Here is a 19,564-nt window from a genome sequence, read left to right as displayed (position 1 = left end):
AAGGCCCTGCTTTACCCCAAGGCAAGCCCGAGCTGTACAGGGTGCGGCGCCCGCGCCTTGGCCAGAAACAGCGCCAGTTCCGCTTCGCGTATGGTCGTATCGACGCATCCCCCGATACCGACAACGCCGGACCGCGCCGAGACGGGGAAACCGTGCCAATCTATTTCTTTCGACAGCCGCCCCAGCTGGTACTCGACATCCTCCGCTATCCGCTTTGCCCGTTCCTCCATGTCGTGCGGCATCAGAACCACGAAGGTGCCGCCGCCGCTTCGCGCCAGAATATGGTCTTGCCGCAAAATCTTCCGCAGGAATTTCGCGACGGCGGACAGCACGACATCTCCCGCTCGCTGGCCGTGGGTGATGTTGATCGACTTGAAGTGATCGATTGCCAGCATCGCCATTGAGCCACCCGATTGGCGTTGAACCAGATGTTGCAACATCGAAACGAATGCGCCGCGGTTCGCCAGGCCGGTCAACGGATCTGTCATCGATTTGACGAACAGGCGGTCCTCAAGCTCGCGCCGATCAGTGATGCAGCGAAGCACGCCAAGAGCGCCGTAGACCCATCCCGTCCGATCGAAAGCGGGTGTCAGCTTGAGCGAGAACCACTGCCGCTCACCGAAATTATCGCGCAGGCGGAATTCAACCGGTTTGTCGGGCGTGATCCCGCCCAATGCGAGAGCGAGGCTGCGGCGAACCTCCTTCTCGTGGCGCGGCTCCACCAGATCGGTCAGATGCGGTCCGATGAGCATCGCCCCCGGATCAACCCCAACCCGCATCATCCCCGGCGAACAGTGAAGTATGAAACCATCGCCGTCTGTTTTGAAGAAAATATCCTGTGTTGAATGAGAAAGTAGATCATATAGCTGCGACCCCTCTTTGAGGGTGAAGTTACTTGCCATCGCCCGATTGCCCCCGAACAATAATTACGATGAAAGCTTTGATATGTCGCGTGCTTGATATCAGAAAATAAACAAACTCGCGACGATTTCGCAATTAGGAAAGTAAACTTTGTAAACTTACTAACTTTACTTACGAATCGCTTTCCAATTTGTTTACCATAATTTCATGAATTGGGACTCGGAATCTCGAACCGGTCAAAGCTCGATCATTATCCGAACTTTGTCGGCACTGGTTCCGAAGGCTTCCGCAATCTCTTCGCGGCTTCGGGCCAAAATGTCCGGCAATCCAGAGCGATCCTTCTCGGCGCTCAGTTTTTCAAGCGGCGCGTCGAACAGTTCAGCAAGCTGACCTATGCGCCGCCCCCGGGGACGCGCACGGCCATGCTCCCACGACCATATCGTGGCCTTGGTAACCTCAAGCTCTTTCGCGACCTGCTCCATGGTCAAACGGTTTTCCAGGCGCAGGCGCTTCAGACGCGCCCCGAAGGATTCGCCAACACTTTCGGGGGCTTCGTCTTCTGCGCGATCCGGTTCGCTACGGAGCTGCGCAGCGCTTAGCGCCGCTTCCGAAATGGGTTCCTTGAAGCGACAGCCGTAGAACTGGTCACTTTCCCAGACGATTTCGGCCTGAACGGGCACGCCCTCCGGCAAGGCGACCGCGATTACTTCGCCGATTTCGAGCGCCGTTTCGCTCTCGATCAACAGCCCGGTGCGCGATGCATTGTGGATCGTAACGCTCGCATCCGCCCCATCCGATCGTTCACCGCCGGCCTGCAGGCGCAAGGTACGGCGCGGCTCGCCTCGCCTACTTGCACCGCTGCGCTGTTCGTCGAAATGGGCAGCAATCGCCATTATGGTCCTCTCGATTGAAAGGACCAGATCGCCGGTTGACGGTTAAGTTTCAGTTAGCGCGCAGGCCGCGCGTCGACGGGCCGTGCTGGTTTGCCGTCAGAAAGGGTCAGACCGTCAGGCGGCCTCGTCTTCTGCATCAAGGCCGTAGGCAGTGTGCAGGACGCGAACCGCCAGCTCGGTTTCATCTTCATCGATCAAAACGCTGACCTTGATCTCCGATGTGGTGATCGCTTGGATATTGATGCCGCGGTCAGCCAGCGCCTTGAACATCGTGCTGGCGACGCCCGCGTGGCTTTTCATCCCGACACCGACAACGCTGATCTTGGCGATGTGGTCGTCGGTGATGATGCGGTTGAAACCGATGTCGCTGCGCTTGTCCTCCAGCAGTGCCTGCGCCCTCGGGAGATCGGCTTGCGGCACGGTGAAGGTCACGTCGGTCTCTCCCTTGTCGCGGCCGACGTTCTGAATGATCATGTCGACATTGATCGATGCCTGCGCCAACGGCTGGAAAATGTGCGCCACCGCACCGGGCTTGTCGGGCACGCGTGTCAGGATGATCTTCGCTTCATTCTTGTCATGTGCGATGCCGGTTACATGCTGGCGTTCCATATCGCTGTCCTTCAAGATTTCTTCCATCTCCTCGTCGGAGACTATCAATGTGCCGGGCAATTCGTCTGCCGGTGTCGCATCGTCATCGATAAAGCTGGAGAGCACCTGAACGCGCACGCCTTCTTTCATCGCCAGACCGACCGAGCGGGTCTGCAACACCTTCGCACCAACCGATGCGAGTTCTAGCATTTCCTCGTAGGTCACCGCCTTCTGCTTGCGCGCCTTGGCAACGATGCGCGGGTCGGTCGTGTAAACTCCGTCGACATCGGTGTAGATATCGCAGCGATCGGCCTTCAGCGCAGCGGCAACTGCTACTGCCGATGTATCGGACCCGCCTCTGCCGAGCGTGGTGATACGGCCATCTTCGGAAATACCCTGAAACCCGGGGATCACGGCGATTTCCCCGCGCTGCATGGACGCGACCACCTCTGGCGCATCAATGCAGTCGATTCGCGCCTTCGCATGCGCTTCGATCGTCTGGATCGGCATCTGCCAGCCAAGCCAGCTTCGCGCCTTGCAGCCAAGTGATTGCAGTGTCAGCGCCAGGAGACCCGACGTGACCTGTTCACCGCTGGCGACGACTACGTCATATTCCGCCGGATCATATAGCGGGTTGGCTTCGCGGCAGAAATTGACCAGCCGGTCAGTCTCGCCCGCCATCGCCGAAACCACCACCGCGACCTCGTGCCCGGCGGCCTGCTGGCGGCGCACGATATTGGCCACGCGGCGAATGCGTTCGGTGCCGGCCATCGAAGTGCCGCCGAATTTCATCACTATGCGTGCCAAGCGATTGGTCTCCCTGGTTCTGGCGCTAGCCTCTGCGCGCTGTTACGGAGGCTGCATGAGTGATGCAACAGCAACCGACCAAACGAATTCTTCAGCCGCCTCAAATTCGGGCGTAACCATCCGGCCGGAAGAAGCGGAACATTTCGGCAAACTGGCGAAGGATTGGTGGGACCCGCATGGTTCATCGGCAATGCTGCACAGGCTCAATCCGGTGCGGCTCAAATTCATCCGCGAGGCGATCGACGTGCATTGGGGCGGCGATATCGAAAGCGTGAAGCCGCTGTCCGGCAAGACCGCGCTCGATGTCGGCTGCGGCGCGGGCCTTTTGTGCGAACCGCTTGCCCGCCTCGGCGCGCAGGTGACCGGGGTGGATGCCGCCCCGGAAAATGCGCTGGCGGCGGCCGCCCATGCCGAAGGGGCGGGTCTCGACATTCGCTATATCGCCGGTGAAATCGGCGATCAGGATATCGGCCAGTTTGATCTGGTGACCTGCCTGGAAGTGATCGAACACGTTGCCGACAAGGCCGCGTTTATTGCCCAGCTGCAATCGCGGCTGAAACCCGGCGGGCTCATTGTCCTGTCGACACCGAACCGCACGGCTGCATCGCGGATCCTGCTGGTGCAAGGGGCCGAGGCGATTGGCGCGGTCCCGCGCGGAACGCATCACTGGGACGATTTCATCACGCCGGACGAACTTGGCGCCCTGCTTGAACCGATCGGCCTGGCGATGGGCGAGCCAACCGGAATCGCCTTCAGCCCCGCGCAGGGCCTCCACCTGTCGGGCGATCTTGGCCTCAACTACATCGCCGCCGTTACTCACCGCGAGGTTACTGAGAGCGACTAGACAACGCGCTTGGCCTGATCGGCATCGGGCACCCAGCAAGCATCGCGTTTGCCGAACATGCGGTAGCGATTGCGCGCGACGATCCCGTACAGCCGGTCACGGACCATGCGCGGTATCAATCTGCCGATCGCCGCGATCTTCCACGGCCACCCCAGACGGCACCAGATATGGATCATCGCATCGCTGTTCATCAGCACCTGTCCGCGGTCGAACACCACGAAACTATCCGGGTCGGCAGGATCAAGTCCGGCGCGCCGCATCAATGCAGCACCGGTTTCGCCCTGCATGGCTGCAAGGCGGAACACACCCTTCCGGTCATGCCTCAGCATGAACTGCGCATTGGCAGAGCACAGCACGCACACCCCGTCGAAAACGATCACCGGATGCCGCGCCAGCAATGCGTCGATATCGCTCATCGCTTCACCGCCGGGATTCCATCGCCGGCGGTTTCAGAAATGCCGTTTCAGCGCCAATCCGCGCGCTCAGGAAAAGACTGCTGACCATTCGTCTTCCTTGAAACCGACCAGCAGCCCGGCCCCGCCATTGGTGTCCGCATCATATTCGGCCACGGGGCGTTTGATCATGCTGGGATGCTCAGCCATCAGTTCGACAGCCTTGGTCAGGTCAATATCCTGTTTGTCTGCATCATCCAGCTTGCGAAAGGTGGTGCCGCGCTTGTTCAATAGCACTTCCCATCCGGCCTGATCGGCCCAGCGTGCCAGCCTGTCCGGATCGGCGCCCTCTTTCTTGTAGTCGTGAAACGCATAGTCGACATTATTCGCCTCCAGCCATTTGCGCGCTTTCTTGACAGTGTCGCAGTTGGGGATGCCATACATTTTTATCATAACTTTCTGGATTTCCTGGTTATTGCTATTTTGACACGATTCATCGCGCAAGTCCGTATGCTGTAGAACAACGGCGGTTGTGCAAGCTAATTGAAAAAAAGACGGACGGACAGCTAACGACCCGATTGCGGACGTCCCATCTCTCTGCCTAGAGTCTCACCATGAAGAAGCGGATTGTATTCACGGCATTCATTTCGGTCCTGATCGGTGGATGGGCCGGTTGGTCTCTGAGTCAGCTTTCAGCCGTCGATGCGTGTCTTGATGCTGGTGGGCGATGGGAAGAACGAGGTTCCTTTTGTTTCGGATCGCGTCCCGCAGGGGACTAGCGGAATGTCCGCTTCCCACCCCATAATCGGACATTCGCGGGTTCATAAAAGTTCGCCAAAAGCGGCTGTTTAGCGCGCTTCTCAGTCTATAGCCCCTGCTACTTGCTCGCAATTGGGGATGCCGTGGGGCTGGATGGTCACAGGAAAACTCCTACAGGATGGAACACATGGAACACGGTCCATGAGGGCTAAATAACGCCGCCTTTGAATAGCTTGATTGCGGCGCGCTTACAAAAATGCCGCGTCCGCCAGACCTCCTGCCAGACGCCTAGCCCGAACAGCAAATGTAGGACAGCCTATCGCGGCGCGAGATGTGCATCTGCAATCGCCACCGCGAGGGCATCGGCGGCATCGGCGCCTGCAATCTGCGCGCCGGGCAGCAGCACCCTCAGCATCGCCTGCACCTGCGACTTTTCTGCCGAGCCGGTGCCGACAACTGCCTTCTTCACCTTGCGCGCAGCGTGTTCGTTTACGCCCAGTCCGGCCGCGCCGCAGGATGCCAGTATCGCGCCGCGCGCCTGCGCCAGCTTGAGGGTGGATTGCGGGTTCTTGTTGACGAACACTTCTTCGGCGGCAGCGCGGTCGGGCGCGAATTCGGCAATCACCGCCGCGAGGCCGGAGTGCAAATCCGCCAGACGCTGCGCCATCGGCGTGTTGACGCCGGTTTTGATCTGGCCGTTTGCAATATGGCTGATGCGCGACCCCTCGGTCCGGATCACGCCCCAGCCGGTACAGCTGAGCGAGGGATCGAGACCGAGGATGATCATGCGCGGCAGACCCGGGATCAAGCCTGGTCGAGCTTCTCCATCACCTCGTCAGAGATTTCGTAATTGCCCCAAACCGTCTGGACATCGTCATCATCGTCCAGAGTGTCGATCAGCTTGAGCAGGGTGCTGGCGCCCTTTTCGTCCATATCGACGGTGAGGTTCGGCTTCCACGCAAGTTTGACTTCCTTCGCTTCGCCGAGCGCCTTTTCAAGGCTGGCGGCTACTTCGTGGAGGTCTTCGGCGGCGGTCCAGATTTCATGTCCGTCTTCGGAGGACTGAATATCGTCTGCACCCGCTTCCAGCGCGGCTTCGAGTACCTTTTCCTCATCGCCGGCATCAGCCGAATATTCGATGTAGCCAAGCCGTTCGAAACCATGTGCAACCGAACCTTCGGTGCCCAAATTCCCGCCATTCTTGGAGAATGCCGTACGCACTGCGGTTGCGGTGCGGTTGCGATTGTCGGTCAGCGCCTCGACAATGATTGCACTGCCGCCCGGGCCGTACCCTTCGTACCGCACTTCTTCGTAATTCTCGTCATCGCCAGCGGTCGCCTTGTCGATTGCACGCTGGATATTGTCCTTCGGCATCGACTGCGCTTTCGCAGTGTTCACCGCCAGCCGCAGGCGCGGGTTCATGTCAGGATCGGGCGTGCCCATCTTGGCCGCAACCGTGATTTCACGGCTCAGCTTTGAAAACAGGTTGGACCGTTTCTTGTCCTGCGCACCTTTGCGGTGCATGATATTCTTGAATTTGGAATGGCCTGCCATGGGTACGCCTAAAAATTAATGGAATCTATGGCACGGGCATTAGCCGTATGAACAGCGAAACCACAAGCCTTGTTGAGGCAAAATCCGCGCGCGAAGAATGGAGCGCCTGCCTCGCATTCCTGAAGCGACCAGTCCTTCCCGCACGCGCTGCCGGCTTTTGCCGCTCGTCGCTGACCGCGACGCTGCGGCTGCTCGCGCTCGACCTGTCGATAATGGGCACGCTGATCCTGCTTGCCATCATCGCGATCAGCGGCGGATTTGTCCCGCCGTCGAATGCGCTGGCGGAACTCGACTGGACCATGCTGACGATCATCGGGGTCGTGGTGCTGGCGCCTGTGCTGGAGGAATTGGGGTTTCGCAGCTGGCTTTCCGGCAGGCCGGGCGCGCTTATCAGCCTGCCGCTGGCGATTGCAGGGATCGCTGCCTTCCAGGCTTTGAACGGGCAATCGTCATTGCTGGCCGCCAGCCTGTTGCTCGGGGCTGTGCTGGGCGCGGTGTTACTCGCCGTGCTGCTTCGCAAAAAACCCGCCTATCGCTGGTTCGGCACTCTGTTCCCTGCACTGTTCTGGCTGAGCACGGCAGCCTTCGCGCTGGTCCACCTGCTGAACTACACGGAAGGCACGCTGGCCATGCTGCTGCCGCTGGTCATCCCGCAATTCATCAGCGGTTCGATATTCGGTTTTGCCCGCGTTCAATACGGCCTGTGGTCCAGCATCCTGTTGCATATGCTGCATAATGGCGCGCTGGTTCTGGTGGTGGTCACCGCAGGCAAGCTGGGTGGCTGACGGCAGACATCAGGCGGCAGGCGTCAGACCTTTACCGCAGTCCCGCTCGCACTGACCATCAACATCGATCCAGTGTCGCCGATCACCTCGTAATCGAGGTCCACACCGACCACGGCATTGCCGCCCAATGCGCCGCATTCGGCCTGCAATTCCTCGATCGCCTGCTTGCGCGCATCGCTGAGGATGCGTTCATAGCTACCCGAACGGCCGCCCACGATATCGCGGATATTGGCAAACAGATCGCGAAACAGGTTCGCGCCGACGATAACCTCGCCGGTCACGATCCCGAGATATTGCTGGATCGGCTGCCCCTCCAGCGTCGGTGTGGTTGACACGGTTATTCCGCGCGCATCTTTCCAGGGGCCTGCCATCGCTGTTTCCTCTTTGCCTTTTCAGTGTGTTATATGCATAACACGCCAGAGGAATTATTCAAGGCCAAGCGCAGCCTTGTAGGTATCGAGGACCATTTCCATTTCGCTGCGATCATTGGGTTCCATTTTACGCAGGCGAACCACCTGGCGCATGATCTTCGGATCGTAACCGACAGCCTTCGCCTCGGCATAAACATCACGGATATCGTCGGCGATGCCCTTCTTTTCTTCTTCGAGGCGCTCGATACGCTCGATCAGCAGGCGCAGGCGGTCGTCGGTGGCATCAGCCATAATCAAAACTCCAGTATGAAATGAGAATCAGTTGGCCATGCTGATAGCGGCGCGGCACGCGGGGGTGAAGGCCGGGCGGGATCAATTCACGGCTTAATTTCAGATCAGGTTTTTCGCCACGCTTGCTTGCATGGCGGCGATCTGCTGATCGGTTGCAGGTGTCTGGTGCGCAGCCTTCCATTCGTCCATCGGCATACCGTGGATCAGCTCGCGCGCGGCAGACTTGTCCCCTTCGAAACCGGCATCCATGATCCAGTCGGCCAGGCAGTTGCGGCAAAATCCGGATAGGCCCATCAGGTCGATATTCTGCGCGTCGTGGCGGTGCTGCAGATGCTGCACCAGCCGCCGGAACGCCTGCGCCGCAACCGCGTCGGGCAATTGATCCAGTTTTGCAGATGCATCGGCGGGCGAATTCGTATCCATTGAGTGGTCCCTCACGTTTCGACCTTGAGTTGCAACACGGCTCTGGCATAGCCGTATGCCATGAACAAGATCGACCCGAAATGGCTCAACCCGCGAGGCCGCAAGGTCAAGATCCTGGCAACCGTCGGCCCCGCCAGCCGCGATCCGGAAATGCTGGAACGTCTGGTGCGCGCGGGGGTCGATGCCTTCCGCGTCAATATGAGCCACGGCGAACATGCCGACCACGGCGAAACAATCGACGAAATCCGCAAGCTTGAAAAACAGCTGGGCCGCCCGATTGCGATTTTCTGCGACCTGCAAGGGCCCAAGCTGCGCGTCGGCAAGTTCAAGGACGGCAAGGCCGTGATCCGCCATTCGGGCCATTTCACGCTCGACCGGAATCCGGAACCGGGCGATGAAACCCGCGTCCAGCTGCCGCATCCCGAATTGTTCGGCCTGCTGGATAAAGGCCAGCGGCTGCTGATCAATGACGGCAAGATACGCCTGAGAGTCATCCGCGCCGACGAGGACGAGATACTGTGTTCGGCAGAGGTCGGCGGGGTCATTTCCGATCGCAAGGGCGTGAATGTGCCCGACGCAGAAATTCCCATTCCCGCGCTGACGGAGAAAGACCGCAAGGATCTTGCCTTTGCAGTTCAGAAGGGGGCCGACTGGATCGGCCTGTCGTTCGTGCAGCGCCCGGAAGATCTGGCCGAAGCGCGCAAGCTGATGGGCGGATACGGCGCGCTGTGTGCCAAGATCGAAAAACCGATGGCCGTGCGCCGCCTCGACGAAATCATCGAAATGTCGGACGGGGTGATGGTCGCCCGCGGCGATCTGGGGGTCGAACTCAACCCCGAAGAAGTTCCTCCGCTGCAAAAGCAGATCGTCAACAAGACCCGTATCGCGGGCAAACCGGTGATCGTGGCAACGCAAATGCTGGAAAGCATGATCGAAAGCCCTGCGCCAACCCGCGCCGAAGTGTCAGACGTGGCCAATGCAGTGTATGACGGGGCCGATGCAGTCATGCTGAGCGCGGAAACCGCCGCCGGCGAATGGCCTGAAGAAGCGGTTGCGATCATGGACCGGATTTCCGCGCAGGTCGAAAATGACGAGGCGTATCTCGACCGGGTGCGCTTCCTCGACACTCCGCCCGATCGCACCACGGCAGACGCGCTGAGCCATGCATGCATGACTATTGCGGACACGGTGAACATTGCTGCAATCACAGTGTTTACGGGCAGCGGCAGCACCGCACGCCGCGTTGCACGCGAACGCCCCAGTGTGCCCATGCTGGTGCTGACCCCGTCGCAGCGCACCGCACGCCGTCTGGCGCTGCTATGGGGCGCGCATGCGGTCGCGACGAAGGATATCGGCAGCTTTGAAGAGATGATCGCCAAGGGCAAACGCATGGCGCTGCGCCATGGTTTCGGCGAGGCGGGCAGCAAGCTGATCGCTCTCGCCGGGGTTCCGTTCGGCACACCGGGCAGCACCAATTTGCTGCATATCGTGACGCTGGCGGGTGACGAGCTGGACAATCACGAAGGCTAGTCGAAAGGCGCTTCGGCAAACGCGCACCGCGAGCCTTTCGTTGCCCGCGGCCTCAGCTGCCAATTGACTCCGGCCCAAGATAGTCGTCCATTGCGACAGGGGCGCTATGGGGGGCGGCACATCGCATATGACAGGAAACCGCCGCTTGTAGTCGGCCTTGCCGGCGCACTGATCGTCAGCGTCAACGGCGTGATAGGGTCGGGCATATTTGCGCTGCCTGCGCTGCTGTTTGCCAGCGCAGGCACGTTTTCGCCGTTCGCGATCCTGATTTTCGCATGTCTTTACGGAAGCGTTCTGGCCGTGATTGCCAAGCTTTCGACCGTATTCCGGCAATCTGGCGGGCCGCAATTATACGCTGAACATGCCTTTGGTCAGATGATCGGCTTCCAGATCGGCTGGTTCAGCCTGGCGACCAACATGGCCGGCGCAGCTGCGAACTTTCATGTGCTGGTATCCTATCTGGCAGCCATTTTTCCATTTTTTGAAGACCCGTCCGTGCGGCTGGCCACGATCGCAATGTTGGTCGGCTTCTTCACTGCCCTCAGCATCAGCGGAACTGCCCGATCGATTGGGGCGATCGCAGTCGGCACATTCTTCAAACTTGTTCCGATCATTCTTTTGACGGTTATCGGCTTTATCCAAAGCGGAGTTCCAACCGACGTAATCCTTCCGAGATTTTCCGAATTTGAATCCATTGCACTGCTGCTCGCATTTGCGTTCTCCGGTGCGGATGTCGCGGTCGCGGCGGCTGGAGAGGCCAAGGAACCGCGCAAGATGCTGATGCGCGCGCTGTTCATCAACCTGGCCGGCGTGGCGATATTCTATGCCCTGATCCAGATGGCATACAGCGCTGTCGCACCCGACCCCAATGCCATTGACAGCCCGCTTGCCGCGATGGGCGACAAATTGCTCGGCCCCTCGGGCAGTCTGATGATCAGCCTCGCGGCAATCTTTTCCGTCGCGACATACCAGTTGAACGTTTTCGTGGTCATCCCGCGCATCGCTTACGGCATGGCACGGCGCGGATTGCTGCCCCATGTCTTTGCCTATGTCTCGCCAAGGTTTCAGACTCCGGCTGCCGCGATTGGCGCATACGGAGCGATCATTGCGGTACTGGCACTGTCCGGAAGCTTCACCTTGCTCGCCGTGCTCGTGGTGAGTGTGGAGCAGCTCATCAATATCGCTGTTATCGGCGCTCTATTCGTGATGTGGAAACGCAATGATGCAGGCCTGAGAGAGGCCATGGACCTGCGATGGGCGATCATTGTCGCTGTCGCAATTGGATATATCGCCTGGCTGCTGTCGCTTTTGTCGCTGGAATCCGCGCTTCACATGATGGGCATGGTGGCGATCGGGCTTGGCCTCTATGCCCTGTCCCGGCGCGCCGGGGTGCGTCAGGACGGGATTGATCTGCCGGAAGGGCGTGCCTAGCGGCCGATGCGATCCCTCAGCCCGGGTTGAGAGCGGCCCCCAACGCCGCAGCGGCGGCTGTGTCGAAATATTCGCGCAGCGCGGTAATCTTGCCGTCTTCAACATCGGCGACCACGCAGACCATCAGGTCAAGCTGTGCCCCGCCGCCGAATGTTGCCAAGACGCGGTGTTCTTCGACAAAGCCGGTTTCGGTTGCAGAGCGAACCGCATCTTCATAGCGGAAATCCGGCGCAGCATTTTTCACTGCCAGCGCGAAATGCAGGATCGCTTCCAAATCCATTTCCGGCCCGCCATTCTGGCTGCCGGTCATATCTTCGGCGCAAAGCTGCCGTGCGGCCTCAGCATCACCTGCGGCGAAGGCTTCAAACAGGGCCTTTGCGATATCCGCGTTGTTCATCCCGCCGCCCGTTCCAGCCGGCGCCGGGCTACATCCTCGCCCAGAACCGGCAACAGCTCACCCATGTCGGGGCCGGAATTCTGCCCGGTCAGTGCCTGGCGCAAAGGCAGGAACAGTGCCTTGCCCTTGCGCCCGGTCTTTTCCTTCAGTGCGCCGGTCAGCGCGTGCCATGGATCATCGCCGGAAAAGTCGAGCACTTGCGCAGCCTGCGCCAGATATTCGCGATCTTCGTCTGAAAATTCTGGCAGCTCAATCGGTCCGGTCACGATTTTCCAGTAATCCTGCGCCCCGCCGACAGTTTCCAGATTGGGGCGGATCGCATGCCATGCATCTTCGCCCATCCCTTCGGGAAGCCGGTCCTTCACTTCCGAATAATCCATCTGGTGAACCATTGCGGTGTTGATCCGGTCAAGTTCGGTATCGTCGAATTTGGCCGGCGCGCGGCCAAAGGTTTCCAGGTCGAAGCTGTTGAGCAGTTCCTGCCGGTCGCGGATCGGTTCCACGGGCAGTGAGGTACCCAGGCGCGCAAGCAGCGCGATGATCGCATCGGGTTCTATCCCACGTTCGCGAAACGCATCGCAGCCCAGCGAGCCGAGCCGTTTGGACAGCTTGCCCTCACGCCCCACCAGCAGCGCCTCGTGCGCGAAATGGGGGCACGCATCGTGAACCGGGCAGGTATCGTGATCCAGACCAACTGCGTGCAGGGCATCGAACATCTGCTTCTGAACCGCAGTGTTGGATACGTGGTCTTCCCCGCGCAGAACATCTGTGATGCCCATTTCGATGTCATCCACCGCGCTGGGCAGCATATAAAGCCAGCTTCCGTCGGCGCGCCGGATCACCGGATCGGACAGCTGCGCCGCATCGAATTTCTGCGGCCCGCGAACGCCGTCTTCCCAATCGATGATCTCTTCATGGTCGAGTTTGAAGCGCCAATGGGGGCTGATCCCCTCTGCTTCCTTCGCAGCGCGGTCTTCATCGGTAAGCTTCAGCGCGGCGCGGTCGTAAATTGGCGGCTTGCCGCGCCCCAGCTGGATCTTGCGCTTCAGCTCGAGTTCCTGCGCCGTTTCATACGCCGGATAGACATGGCCGGCTGCTTTCAGTTTCTCGAACGCCGCCTCGTAGCGGTCCAGCCGCAGCGACTGGCGCTCCTCACCGTCCGGCTCGATACCCAGCCATGCCAGATCGGCGCGGATCGCATCGACATATTCCTCTTTCGATCGCTCCGCATCGGTATCATCGATCCGCAGCAGGAACTTGCCGAAATTCTTCCTCGCCAGCATCCAGTTATGCAGCGCGGTGCGGATGTTTCCGACGTGAAGGCGGCCCGTAGGCGAAGGGGCAAAGCGGGTGATCGTGGTCATGTAGGCGCGGTTAGCCTGTGCAGGTCATGGCGACAAGCATGACGCGCTTCCCAAGAACAGGATGCGCCGCTAGCTTCCCCGACATGACAAACGAAGCACAGCTTACGCAAGCCATCGAAAACGCCGACCTGCCCGGCGCTACAGCCATTATCGTTGACCGAGAGGGTGTGCGGTTCAGCGGCGCATGGGGACATGCTGACGCAAAGGCCGGCACGCCGATGAAGCTGGACACGATCTGCCAGATTGCATCGATGACGAAGGCTCTGGTCTCGGTTGCCGCCATGCAATTGGCCGAACAGGGCAAGCTTAGCCTGGACGGCCCGATCGGCGATGTGCTGCCTGAACTGGCAGACCCGCAAGTGCTGGAAGGGTTCGATGATGATGGCGCGCCAATCCTGCGCCCGGCGGTTCGCCAGATCACCTTGCGCCATTTGCTGTCGCACACGTCCGGCCTCGGATACTTTTTCGTCCACCCGCAAATCCTGAAATATTTCTCGGCCACGGGCGCGCCTGTGCCCGGTACAAAAGCGGCCATCACCATGCCGCTGATGTTCGATCCGGGCGACAAGTGGGAATACAGCGTTGCGACCGATTGGGTCGGACTGGCGGTAGAAGCCGTGACCGGCGGCGATCTGCAAAGCTATCTGACCGAGTATATCCTGAAGCCGCTGGGCATGACCCACACGGCATTCCGGCCCGAACCGGTAGAGGGCTCTGCCAAAGTGCATGTCCGCGGACCGGGCGGCGACTGGGCCTATTCCCCGATGTATCTTGGCGGCGGCGAGTTCCAGAGCGGCGGCGGCGGATTGTCTTCCACCGCGCCGGACTATGCCCGGTTCCTGCAAATGGTGCTGCGCGGCGGTGAGCTGGACGGCAAACGCATCCTCAGCGAAGAAAGCATCGCGGAAATGTCGCGCAACCAGATCGGCGATCTGCGCGCAGGCTATATGGGATCGGCCATGCCTGATCTGGCGCCGCCGTTTGACAATTTCCCCGACCAGCACACCGGCTGGGGTTTAGGCTTCCTGATCAACCCGGAACCTGTCGAGGGCGGCCGCAGCGCCAACAGCCTGGCATGGGCAGGCATTTTCAATTCCTATTACTGGATTGATCCGGCGGCGGGAATTGCTGGCGTGTTTATCAGCCAGCTTTCACCCTTCGGCGATCCCGGCGCCATGTCCGGGTTCCAGGCGCTGGAGCGGCTGGCGTACAGTTCCTGACGCGGATTTGGCCCGGCAGGCCAGGCCAATTCTGTCAGTCGTCCGTCAGACACACAAACAGCATCGTGACGGATGATGCCATGGCATACATGAACGCGCCTTCCATCGATCCTGCGCCAACCTGCGTTTGCCACATCTGGAAAAACGCAGCGCCAAAGCTCATGAAAAAGCCGAACCAGACCAGCAGTGCCACGCCTGCAGCGATAATGCCGTTGCGCTTTGCGGCATGGAATTCCTCTGGCGGCCCGCTTCGTGCCCTGAACAAATCCCATCCGCCCCGGATGCCGAAATAGGCCACGGCAAATTCACCGGCCAGGACCACCAGTAATGCAGCCCAGGCAAGCGCCGGATTGCTTGACTGCGGAAATGCGCTGGCAGCGTAAACCTCATGATCTGCGCCGCCCAAAACATACAGCAGCGCGCCATGTGCCGCCTCCAGATTCGCGATATTCTGCACCGCGTAAAATAGCGCGTGCAAGCCAATAATCGTCACCAATGCTGATTTGAGAAGTCTAACCATAATGTCACCCCCTGAAGCGGGTATAACTCAATCTGCGAAACTCAGCCAATTTGCCGAAAACTATCAAACGCGCATCGGCCAGCGCAAGATTGCAGTGTCGGATCATCGCTCACAAAAAACCCCGCCGGAGCCGTAGCTCCAGCGGGGTCTTTTTATCCGGTTACCGGAAGCTTATTCGGCTTCTGGAGTTTCCGGTGTTTCATCCGCAGCAGGCGCTGCACCGCCCATGGCAGCGGCCATTGCGGCCTCGTCCATAGGTGCATCGGCTGGCACTTCGGTTTCAGGCTCTTCGACAACCTGACCGGCAGCTTCTGCTGCGGCCAGCGCGTCCTGCTGCTTCTTCCACGAAGCGCGCAGAGCGGCGTCGCGGCTGGAAGCGGTGACGCGCATGCGGTTCATACCAGCGCCGGTACCGGCGGGGATGAGACGGCCCACGATCACGTTTTCCTTCAGACCGATCAGCGTGTCCTTCTTCCCTTCGACCGCCGCCTGCGTCAGCACGCGGGTGGTTTCCTGGAACGAAGCAGCCGAAATGAACGAACGGGTCTGCAGCGAAGCCTTGGTGATTCCGAGAAGGATGGGCGTGCCCTCTGCCTTCTTCTTCTTCTTGTCCAGCTTCGCATTGATCTCGTTCATTTCTTCGAGATCGACCTGCTCGCCCGGCAGCAGCGTGGTGTCGCCGCCATCGGTAATTTCGACTTTCTGCAGCATCTGGCGAACAATCGTTTCGATGTGCTTGTCGTTGATCTTCACGCCCTGCAACCGGTAGACTTCCTGAATCTCGTTGACGAGATATTCGGCCAGCGGCTCGATCCCCAGAACATCAAGGATGTCGTGCGGGTTCGGGCTACCGGAAATCAGGGTGTCGCCCTTCTTCACGAAGTCGCCTTCCTGAACGTCGAGGACTTTCGTCTTCGCGATCAGATACTCGACGCGATCACCCTCTTCCGGAACGATCGCGATCTTGCGCTTGGCCTTGTATTCACGAACGAATTCGATCTTGCCGGAAATCTTGGCGATGATCGCATTGTCTTTCGGGATACGGGCTTCGAACAGTTCGGCAACACGCGGCAGACCGCCGGTGATGTCGCGGGTCTTGGCAGCTTCACGCGAAGCACGGGCAAGAATGTCACCTGCCTGTACTTCCTGGCCGTCGTCGACCGACAGCGATGTACCCGGTGCCAGCATGTAGCGTGCGGCATCGGCTTCTTCGCCCTTGGCTGCTTCCGCATCGTTGAAGAGAGTCAGGCGCGGACGCAGATCTTCCTTCTTCTTGCGGCCGGTAGCCCGGTTTTCGGTGACAACACGCTGGGCGATACCGGTGGCATCGTCGACGCGTTCTTCCATGGTAGTGCCGTCGATGAGGTCCTGGAACTTCACAACGCCCGAAGTCTCGGTGATGATCGGCAGGGTGAACGGATCCCATTCAGCCAGACGGTCGCCTTCCTTGATCTTCGCGCCATCCTTGTTGAGCAGCACGGTACCGTAAGGAACCTTGTGCATTTCGCGCTCACGGCCTTCCGCATCGATGACCACGATTTCACCGCTACGCGCCAAGGAGAGCGTGCGGCCCTTCTTGTCGGTAATGGTCGGCATGTCGCGGTAAACGACCTTGCCATCCGAAATCGCTTCGAGATGCGAGGTTTCGTTAACCTGCGCAGCACCGCCGATGTGGAAGGTACGCATGGTCAGCTGGGTGCCCGGCTCACCGATCGACTGCGCGGCGATAACGCCAACAGCTTCACCGATGTTAACCGGAGTACCGCGAGCAAGGTCACGGCCGTAGCACTTGCCGCAAACACCCTGCTGGGCTTCGCAAACAAGCGGGCTGCGGATCTTGGCGGACTGAACTTCAGCCGCTTCGATTTCCTTGACCATGGCTTCGTCGAGCAGCGTGCCCGACTTCACGATGACTTCTTCGGTCTTCGCGTTGACGAGGTCTTCTGCAGTCGTACGGCCCAGGATACGCTCACCGAGCGAGGCGATAACGCTACCGCCCTGAACGATGGCGCGCATTTCCAGCGCGTTCGACGTCTTACAGTCTTCCTCGACGATCACGCAGTCCTGCGAAACGTCGACCAGACGGCGGGTAAGATAACCCGAGTTTGCCGTCTTGAGCGCCGTATCCGCGAGGCCCTTACGAGCGCCGTGGGTGGAGTTGAAGTATTCAAGAACGGTCAGACCTTCCTTGAAGTTCGAGATGATCGGCGTCTCGATGATCTCGCCCGAAGGCTTGGCCATCAGACCGCGCATACCCGCAAGCTGCTTCATCTGCGCTGGCGAACCACGCGCACCGGAGTGTGCCATCATGTAGATCGAGTTGATCTGGGCCTGCTTGCCATCGTCGCCGATTGGCTGCGCCTTAATCTCGTCCATCATCGCGTCAGCAACAGTGTCACCGCAACGTGACCATGCGTCGATCACCTTGTTGTACTTTTCCTGCTGCGTGATCAGGCCGTCCTGATACTGCTGCTCGTAATCGGCAACCAGCGCCTTGGTCTGTTCGATCTGTGCATCCTTGGAATCAGGGATGATCATATCGTCCTTACCGAAGGAGATACCGGCCTTGAACGCGTGGCGGAAGCCAAGGCCCATGATCGCGTCAGCGAACAGAACCGTGTCCTTCTGGCCGGTGTGACGGTAAACCTGGTCGATCACATCGCCGATTTCCTTCTTGGTGAGAAGGCGGTTGATGATGTCGAAAGGAACCTTGTGGTTCTTCGGCAGGCATTCACCGATCAGCAGACGGCCCGGCGTGGTCGTGAAGCGCTTGAGAACAATGTTCCCGTCTTCATCGGCCTGCGGAACGCGGGTGATGACCTTGGAGTGATAGGTTACGGCGCCCACTTCGAGAGCCTGATGCACTTCGGCCATGTCGGCAAAGCGCGGCAGTTTCTCGATCTTCTCACCATTTTCCTCGACGTATTCAGGGGTCTTTTCCTGACGGTCCATCGACAGGTAATAGATCCCGAGAACCATGTCCTGCGAAGGAACGATGATCGGCTTGCCGTTTGCTGGCGAGAGGATGTTGTTGGTCGACATCATCAGCACGCGCGCTTCGAGCTGGGCTTCCAGCGAAAGCGGTACGTGGACCGCCATCTGGTCACCATCAAAGTCGGCGTTGAAGGCGGAACATACCAGCGGGTGAAGCTGGATTGCCTTGCCTTCGATCAGCACGGGCTCGAACGCCTGGATGCCAAGACGGTGAAGCGTCGGCGCACGGTTCAGCAGAACCGGGTGCTCGCGGATCACTTCGTCGAGGATGTCCCAGACTTCCTTGCGTTCTTTTTCGACCCACTTCTTCGCTTGCTTCAGGGTCATGGAGAGACCCTTTGCATCGAGGCGGGCGTAAATGAACGGCTTGAACAGTTCGAGCGCCATCTTCTTCGGCAGACCGCACTGGTGCAGTTTCAGTTCCGGACCGGTCACGATGACCGAACGGCCGGAATAGTCGACGCGCTTACCCAGAAGGTTCTGACGGAAGCGGCCCTGCTTGCCCTTGAGCATGTCGCTCAAAGATTTCAGCGGACGCTTGTTGGCACCGGTGATCACGCGACCGCGGCGGCCGTTGTCGAACAGTGCGTCGACAGCTTCCTGCAGCATGCGCTTTTCGTTGCGGACGATGATGTCCGGAGCGCGCAGTTCGATCAGGCGCTTCAGGCGGTTGTTACGGTTGATGACGCGGCGGTACAGATCGTTGAGATCCGAAGTCGCGAAACGGCCGCCATCCAGCGGCACAAGCGGACGCAGTTCCGGCGGAATGACCGGAACGACTTCGAGGATCATCCATTCGGGGCGGTTGCCCGAATCGATGAAGCTTTCGACGACTTTCAGGCGCTTGATGATCTTGGCAGGCTTCAGCTTCGACTTGGTCGTCGCCAGCTCTTCCAGAAGATCGTCGCGTTCCTGCTCCAGATCGAGATCCATCAGCATGAACTTGACGGCTTCCGCGCCGATCCCGGCGGAGAACGCGTCTTCCCCGTATTCGTCCTGCGCTTCGAGAAGCTCGTCTTCAGTCAGCAGCTGGAATTTCTCCATCGGAGTAAGGCCAGGCTCGGTGACGATGTAGCTTTCGAAATACAGCACGCGCTCAAGCTGCTTGAGCTGCATGTCCAGCAGCAAGCCGATGCGCGAAGGCAGCGACTTGAGGAACCAGATGTGTGCAACCGGCGCAGCCAGTTCGATGTGGCCCATCCGCTCGCGGCGGACCTTGGTCACGGTTACTTCGACGCCGCACTTCTCGCAGACGACGCCCTTGTACTTCATGCGCTTGTACTTGCCGCACAGGCATTCGTAGTCCTTTACCGGACCAAAGATGCGGGCGCAGAACAGGCCGTCACGCTCAGGCTTGAACGTACGATAGTTGATGGTTTCCGGCTTCTTGATTTCGCCGAAGGACCAGCTGCGGATTCGCTCGGGCGATGCCAGACCGATCTGAATCTGGTCGAAGGTTTCCGGCTTGGCCAGCTGGTTGGTGAATTTTGTAAGGTCGTTCATAACTTCGCTCCATATCCCCCGCTAGAGGGGGTCAGGG

Annotated in this window: 19 protein-coding genes; 5 read left to right on the top strand and 14 right to left on the bottom strand. The window is 59.5% G+C overall.

Features of this window, described 5'->3' with window-relative positions; all coding sequences use genetic code 11:
- Positions 1-11: 11 nt before the first annotated feature.
- From GRI43_RS12375 to GRI43_RS12365, 3 genes are all read right to left on the bottom strand, one after another.
- Complete coding sequence (locus GRI43_RS12375; RefSeq protein ID WP_160731395.1) at positions 12-902, bottom strand: sensor domain-containing diguanylate cyclase; 891 nt, start codon at positions 900-902, stop codon at positions 12-14.
- A 195-nt stretch (positions 903-1,097) separates the two neighbouring features.
- Complete coding sequence (locus tag GRI43_RS12370; protein ID WP_160731394.1) at positions 1,098-1,754, bottom strand: helix-turn-helix domain-containing protein; 657 nt, start codon at positions 1,752-1,754, stop codon at positions 1,098-1,100.
- A gap of 114 nt (positions 1,755-1,868) precedes the next feature.
- On the bottom strand, positions 1,869-3,149 hold the full coding sequence (locus tag GRI43_RS12365; RefSeq protein ID WP_160731393.1) for an aspartate kinase: 1,281 nt from the start codon (positions 3,147-3,149) through the stop codon (positions 1,869-1,871).
- Positions 3,150-3,204: 55 nt separating this feature from the next.
- Here GRI43_RS12365 and ubiG point away from each other — a divergent pair, with 55 nt between their 5' ends.
- The gene (gene ubiG / locus GRI43_RS12360) at positions 3,205-3,993 is read left to right on the top strand and encodes a bifunctional 2-polyprenyl-6-hydroxyphenol methylase/3-demethylubiquinol 3-O-methyltransferase UbiG (RefSeq protein ID WP_160731392.1); all 789 of its coding nucleotides are present in this window, start codon (positions 3,205-3,207) and stop codon (positions 3,991-3,993) included.
- On the opposite strand, the gene GRI43_RS12355 is transcribed toward ubiG, so the two are convergent.
- The 4 genes from GRI43_RS12355 to GRI43_RS12340 all read right to left on the bottom strand — a co-directional run bounded on the left by GRI43_RS12355 (position 3,990) and on the right by GRI43_RS12340 (position 6,698).
- A complete protein-coding gene (locus GRI43_RS12355) occupies positions 3,990-4,409 on the bottom strand; it encodes a thiol-disulfide oxidoreductase DCC family protein (RefSeq protein WP_160731391.1) in 420 nt (139 codons plus the stop codon). The two genes, ubiG and GRI43_RS12355, sit on opposite strands and share 4 nt — an antisense overlap.
- 66 nt (positions 4,410-4,475) lie before the next feature.
- Positions 4,476-4,838 carry an ArsC family reductase gene (locus tag GRI43_RS12350; RefSeq protein WP_160731390.1) on the bottom strand — a complete coding sequence of 121 codons (363 nt, stop codon included), beginning with the start codon at positions 4,836-4,838 and terminating at the stop codon, positions 4,476-4,478.
- A 622-nt stretch (positions 4,839-5,460) separates the two neighbouring features.
- Entirely contained in the window at positions 5,461-5,931 is a 471-nt protein-coding gene (gene ruvC, locus GRI43_RS12345) for a crossover junction endodeoxyribonuclease RuvC (RefSeq protein ID WP_160731389.1), read from the bottom strand.
- A 17-nt stretch (positions 5,932-5,948) separates the two neighbouring features.
- Positions 5,949-6,698 (bottom strand): YebC/PmpR family DNA-binding transcriptional regulator, encoded by a 750-nt coding sequence (locus tag GRI43_RS12340; RefSeq protein ID WP_160731388.1) that lies wholly within the window; start codon positions 6,696-6,698, stop codon positions 5,949-5,951.
- 47 nt (positions 6,699-6,745) lie between these two features.
- Between GRI43_RS12340 and GRI43_RS12335 the strand changes: the two genes are divergently transcribed.
- On the top strand, positions 6,746-7,483 hold the full coding sequence (locus GRI43_RS12335; protein ID WP_160731387.1) for a CPBP family glutamic-type intramembrane protease: 738 nt from the start codon (positions 6,746-6,748) through the stop codon (positions 7,481-7,483).
- 23 nt (positions 7,484-7,506) lie between these two features.
- On the opposite strand, the gene GRI43_RS12330 is transcribed toward GRI43_RS12335, so the two are convergent.
- The 3 genes from GRI43_RS12330 to GRI43_RS12320 all read right to left on the bottom strand — a co-directional run bounded on the left by GRI43_RS12330 (position 7,507) and on the right by GRI43_RS12320 (position 8,568).
- Positions 7,507-7,824: a heavy metal-binding domain-containing protein gene (locus GRI43_RS12330; RefSeq protein ID WP_160731735.1), complete on the bottom strand. Its 318-nt coding sequence runs from the start codon at positions 7,822-7,824 to the stop codon at positions 7,507-7,509.
- A gap of 84 nt (positions 7,825-7,908) precedes the next feature.
- A complete protein-coding gene (locus GRI43_RS12325; protein ID WP_160731386.1) occupies positions 7,909-8,145 on the bottom strand; it encodes a DUF2312 domain-containing protein in 237 nt (78 codons plus the stop codon).
- A 99-nt stretch (positions 8,146-8,244) separates the two neighbouring features.
- Positions 8,245-8,568, bottom strand: coding sequence for a DUF1244 domain-containing protein (locus tag GRI43_RS12320; RefSeq protein ID WP_160731385.1), 324 nt, complete (start codon positions 8,566-8,568; stop codon positions 8,245-8,247).
- 60 nt (positions 8,569-8,628) lie between these two features.
- On the opposite strand from GRI43_RS12320, the gene pyk reads away from it, so the two are divergent.
- Together pyk and GRI43_RS12310 are read left to right on the top strand one after the other, a co-directional pair.
- Entirely contained in the window at positions 8,629-10,098 is a 1,470-nt protein-coding gene (gene pyk / locus GRI43_RS12315; protein ID WP_160731384.1) for a pyruvate kinase, read from the top strand.
- Between the two features lie 90 nt (positions 10,099-10,188).
- Positions 10,189-11,529, top strand: a complete 1,341-nt coding sequence (locus GRI43_RS12310) for an APC family permease (protein WP_160731383.1) — start codon at positions 10,189-10,191, stop codon at positions 11,527-11,529.
- Positions 11,530-11,545: 16 nt separating this feature from the next.
- Here GRI43_RS12310 and GRI43_RS12305 read toward each other — a convergent pair whose 3' ends face one another.
- On the bottom strand, positions 11,546-11,926 hold the full coding sequence (locus GRI43_RS12305) for a nuclear transport factor 2 family protein (RefSeq protein ID WP_160731382.1): 381 nt from the start codon (positions 11,924-11,926) through the stop codon (positions 11,546-11,548).
- Positions 11,923-13,290 (bottom strand): glutamate--tRNA ligase, encoded by a 1,368-nt coding sequence (gene gltX, locus GRI43_RS12300; protein WP_160731381.1) that lies wholly within the window; start codon positions 13,288-13,290, stop codon positions 11,923-11,925. Before gltX ends, GRI43_RS12305 begins: the two co-directional genes overlap by 4 nt.
- Before the next feature lie 83 nt (positions 13,291-13,373).
- On the opposite strand from gltX, the gene GRI43_RS12295 reads away from it, so the two are divergent.
- Complete coding sequence (locus GRI43_RS12295) at positions 13,374-14,510, top strand: serine hydrolase domain-containing protein (protein WP_160731380.1); 1,137 nt, start codon at positions 13,374-13,376, stop codon at positions 14,508-14,510.
- Between the two features lie 34 nt (positions 14,511-14,544).
- Here the strand turns inward: GRI43_RS12295 and GRI43_RS12290 are convergent, their stop codons facing one another.
- Positions 14,545-15,030, bottom strand: a complete 486-nt coding sequence (locus tag GRI43_RS12290; protein ID WP_160731379.1) for a DUF2165 family protein — start codon at positions 15,028-15,030, stop codon at positions 14,545-14,547.
- A 171-nt stretch (positions 15,031-15,201) separates the two neighbouring features.
- Positions 15,202-19,527: a DNA-directed RNA polymerase subunit beta' gene (gene rpoC, locus GRI43_RS12285; protein WP_160731378.1), complete on the bottom strand. Its 4,326-nt coding sequence runs from the start codon at positions 19,525-19,527 to the stop codon at positions 15,202-15,204.
- Positions 19,528-19,564 lie beyond the last annotated feature (37 nt).

Source organism: Pontixanthobacter luteolus (assembly GCF_009828095.1).
In the GTDB taxonomy this organism is placed as follows: Bacteria; Pseudomonadota; Alphaproteobacteria; order Sphingomonadales; family Sphingomonadaceae; genus Pontixanthobacter; species Pontixanthobacter luteolus.
The sequence above is the reverse complement of the archived record's forward strand: the minus strand, read 5'-3'. Positions and strand labels throughout refer to the sequence as shown.